Source organism: uncultured Kiloniella sp. (assembly GCF_937128705.1).
Lineage (GTDB): Bacteria > Pseudomonadota > Alphaproteobacteria > Kiloniellales > Kiloniellaceae > Kiloniella.
In genome coordinates, this window is record NZ_CAKZMP010000095.1 from 1 (window position 1) to 3,954 (window position 3,954).

At 45.8% G+C, this 3,954-nt stretch carries 3 protein-coding genes; all 3 read left to right on the forward strand.

Annotated features, from left to right (window positions below; all coding sequences use genetic code 11):
• Positions 1–10 precede the first annotated feature (10 nt).
• Positions 11–1,456, forward strand: a complete 1,446-nt coding sequence (gene asnB, locus Q0241_RS05640; protein WP_299374420.1) for an asparagine synthase (glutamine-hydrolyzing) — start codon at positions 11–13, stop codon at positions 1,454–1,456.
• Positions 1,449–2,597, forward strand: coding sequence for a glycosyltransferase family 4 protein (locus tag Q0241_RS05645; protein WP_299374416.1), 1,149 nt, complete (start codon positions 1,449–1,451; stop codon positions 2,595–2,597). The genes asnB (Q0241_RS05640) and Q0241_RS05645 overlap by 8 nt, the downstream gene beginning before the upstream one ends.
• On the forward strand, positions 2,598–3,954 hold a 1,357-nt coding region (gene asnB / locus Q0241_RS05650), incomplete at its 3' end, for an asparagine synthase (glutamine-hydrolyzing) (RefSeq protein WP_299374418.1).

Genomic DNA, 3,954 nt, shown 5'->3' on the forward strand with positions numbered 1-3,954 from the left:
AAACCGTTTAATCTTTGGTTCGGAAATGAAAGCAATTCTGGAGTTTGATATCCCTAGAGAATTAGATCATTCTTCAATATACACTTATCTTCAGTTTAATTATATCCCAGAACCGCATTCAATATTCAAAGCAATTAAGAAGCTTGAACCTGGACATTACTTAAAGATAGATAATACTCTTAAGGTCCAGAAAATTCCTTTTTACCAACTTAATTATCCGATTCAAAAAGAAGAATACAGTAAACTCTCTTTTTTAGAAGCGGAAAAGGAATTTCTAAAACTCATTGATCAATCTGTTGAAGACAGGTTAGTCTCCGATGTTCCATTGGGTACATTTTTGAGTGGCGGAATTGACTCCTCTCTAGTAACTGCATTAGCTTCTAAAAAAGTAAACAACTTATCTACCTTTTCTATAGGTTTTTCGGATGACCCTCAGTTTGACGAAACAGAATATGCTCTTGCTGTTTCAAAAATGTACAAAACAAATCATCACGTTTTTTCCTTAAGTAGAAACGATTTATTAGATAGTCTAGATGAAACATTAAATTACTTAGACGAACCTTTTGCTGACTCTTCACAAATTCCCACTTTTCTTGTATCTCAGCTGGCACGCCAAAAGGTGACCGTCAGCCTCTCTGGTGATGGTGGGGATGAGCTCTTTACAGGGTACAATCGCTATTTTTGGGGCGACTTGATCAACCGCCGCCGAGATGTTGTACCCCCGTTTTTCAGGAAGCTCGGAACCCGGTCGATACGTCAACTCTCTACTGACCGCTGGGATCAACTCTCCCGATATCTACCGGGCAAAGCACGCATTCCCCAACTGGGGCTTAAAGCGCACAAGGTTGCGGATATTTTGGCAATTGAGGATGAGGCGGCTCTCTTCAGGCGGCTTGTGACTGTTTGGGATAATCCCAATACAATGGTATCCGGGGCAAAGGAGTTGCAAAACATTCTGTGGGATAAGAGCCTTGCTGATGATGTTGCGCCCTTCATGGAGCGAATGCAGGTTCTCGATGGTAAAACCTATCTTCCTGATGATATTTTGACCAAGGTCGACCGGGCGAGTATGGCTGTCAGCCTTGAGGCCCGGGTACCTCTTCTCGACCACCGGGTTGCCGAGTTTGCCTTCCGACTTCCCCGTCATATGCGAGTCCGAAATGGTCAGGGGAAATGGGCTCTTCGAGAAATCCTTGCGCGTTATGTGCCTCGGGAACTTTTTGAACGCCCCAAAATGGGGTTTGGTATTCCTATTGGGAACTGGTTGAAGGGGGAGCTGCGAGATTGGTGCGAGGAGCTTCTAAGTCCAGAGGCTCTGGAGGCCGATGGGCTGCTTGATGCTGTACCAATACGTACTGTTTGGGAAAGACATCTTGCTGGAAAACAAAATCACGAAGTCCAGCTTTGGACCGTTTTGATGTATCAGTCATGGAGGCATAAGTGGCTGAATGATTGAGTCCTACGACCTTGCGTCCAGACCTCACCCCTTAAGGCTTTGTATCGTGGGAGCTGCTAGTAGCCCGCATGTTTTAGCACGCGCCAAAGTTTTTGATCAGCTCGGGCATTCTGTACATCTAATCAGTCCAACGCCAGGCCCCGTAGATGATTCCTTGAAAGTCAGCTATACATCTTTTGGAAGAGGAGTTGTTGGGAAGATAAGAAGTCTGCTGACAACTTTCTGGATACTGGCGCGAAGCGATGCAGATCTTTTTCATGCTCACTATGCGGCGGAATATGGAACTTGGATTGCGGCTCTTATAGGGAAACGCCCTTTTGTTGTGACTGTGATGGGGGGAGATATCCTCTTTGACGAACAAGGGACGCAGGGACGTTTAGGACGCTGGTTGACGGGATTTTCGCTTCGCCGGGCAGATCTGGTAACGGCGAAGTCTCACAGTTTAGCAAAGCGTTTAACGGAAATGGGGGTTCCCAAAGAGAAAATAGAAATCGTTTATTGGGGCGTCGAACCCGAGATTTTTTCATTCTCCGAAGAGGGAAGGTCTAAGGTCAGAGCAGAGTGGAAGGTCGGAGAAGATCAGAAGCTTCTCTATTGCCCACGGATGTTACAATCTCTTTATAACCAGCATCTTTTAGTTGAAGCTTTACCTAGAATACTGAAAGAGCATTCTGAAACAGTTCTGGTTCTCTCTACAATGGGAGAGAATGAAGTATACGGACAAAAAGTACGAGAGCGAGTAAGAGAACTAAAACTTCAGTCACATATCCGTTTTGTATCTGGTGTTCCGCGTGAACAAATGGCTGGGGTTTATAGCGCAGCTGATCTAATACTCGCGATTCCATCCTCCGATGGTATGCCTCAATCTACCCTAGAGTCCATGGCCTGTGGTCGACCTGTGCTCATGAGTAATCTGAAGCGATATAAAGAGCTCTTTAAACATGGGGAATCAGCTTGGCTCTGTGATCTTGATGCCGGGAAAATTACTGACGCCGTTTGTCATCTTCTGCAAGATCAAGAAGGCACGACTAGAATGGCAAAAGCAGGGCAAGAGACGGTCTGGAGTTGTGCTAACTTTAACAATGAAGCGCGCCGGGTTGACGAATTTTACAACAAGCTGGTTGAGAGAAGAGTAAAATAAATGTGTGGCATTGCGGGCTTTGCCCATAAAGAATTCTCTCCTGCACAAGCAGCTTCAGTTCTTGAGACTTTTTCTGCTCGTTTGAGCCACCGAGGACCTGATAATGTGGGGTATTGCCTCTGGTCGCAAGGAGGAAGTTATTCTGTCGGGGATTCTGCGCAGAAGTTGAGTGTAGAGAGAACGGGGGTGGATATCGGCCTTATGCATCGCCGTCTTTCAATTCTTGATACTTCCGAGCATGGTCATCAGCCTATGGTTAGTCATGATGGCCGTTATGTCATCGTGCAAAATGGTGAGATCTACAACTATATTGAGCTACGGTCTGAACTCGAAAATCGTGGTTATTCTTTCGCTAGTCAATCGGATACCGAGGTGCTTCTCTATGCCCTGATCGAATGGGGGCGTAAGGCCTTTGCGAAGTTGATTGGTATGTTCGCCTTTTGCCTTATAGACCGGGTTGATCAAACTTTGCTGCTAGCTCGCGACTTTTACGGTATTAAGCCGCTGTTTTATGCCACCACTGAAAAAGGGTTTGTTTTTGCTTCAGAGATTAAGGCCTTGTCAGCTTTCCCTGAGTTGAAACTCAAACCCGATCTCTTTTCGTTGCGGGATTATCTGGCTATGGGGCTGGTTAATCATAATGAAAAATCGTTCTTTTCTGATATCAAGTCTCTTCCTCCTGGGCACTGTTTGAAGATTTCTCTGGGAGGTTCCTTGGCACCCGAAATCTCATCATTCTTGTTGCCAAAACAGGTCCGGTTAAACAGAAAAGAGATCGGATTTGAAGAAGCTGCTCAGGAGTTAAAAGAACGGTTCATTCGTTCTGTCGAGTTGCATATGCGAAGTGATGTTGGATATGGGGCATTGCTTTCAGGTGGCGTGGATTCCAGTGCAATTGTAGCCGCAATGCGCTCAGTTGGTGGCGAACAACTAGATCTTAGAACCTTTACTTATGCAGCTCGTGGCGAGAGCTGTGATGAGGAGGCTTATGCCGATCTGGTCATTGATAGGGTTCGGGCAAACTCTAAGAAAGTACTACTTTCTTCCAATGATGTGGTGCAAAACCTAGAAAGGCTTATGCGTTATCAGGACGAACCTATTGGCAGCACGAGTATGTTTGCGCAGTACCGCGTATTTGAGGCGGTGCATAACGACGGATTGAAAGTCGTTTTAGATGGTCAGGGCGCTGATGAAATACTTGGAGGCTATACGACTTATTATACCGCAGCACTTGCTGGGTTTATCAAGAGAGGACAATGGAGCAAAGCCTTTAACCTGATTGGTTATCTCAGGAATCACGGTCGCCTTTCCCTGTCCAACCTTCTCATTCGTACTCTTGCTCGATTGGCGCCTGATT